1 protein-coding gene is annotated in these 294 nt (G+C 46.6%); it reads right to left on the bottom strand.

Features of this window, described 5'->3' with window-relative positions; translation table 11 throughout:
• Positions 1 to 261: hypothetical protein (locus NE619_RS18195; protein ID WP_420314519.1), on the bottom strand; the 261-nt coding region annotated here is incomplete at its 3' end.
• Between the last annotated feature and the right edge of the window lie 33 nt (positions 262 to 294).

Genomic DNA, 294 nt, shown 5'->3' on the forward strand with positions numbered 1-294 from the left:
TTCCGGTTTGGAAGCGATCCTGAGGATGGCTTCCTTCGTTTCGTCTTTTATGGCATGGGCGGGTTTTCTACCGGTATTTTTATGAATCAGGGATTCGGGGCCAGAGGCGAGGACTCCTTTCTTTAAACGCGATATCTGGCGGGTAGAAAGACCTAAGAGGTCAGCGGCCTGTTGCCTGGTGATGTCTTTGTTGATGAAACGGTGGATGACCGTCAGTGTTTTCAGTTGCTTTTGTGACAATGTGATGTTACCTTCTTTCATAAGTTTCAGTGTACCAAATTGGGACATTTTCTC

Source organism: Anaerovorax odorimutans (genome assembly GCF_024459955.1).
GTDB lineage: Bacteria > Bacillota > Clostridia > Peptostreptococcales > Anaerovoracaceae > Hominibacterium > Hominibacterium odorimutans_A.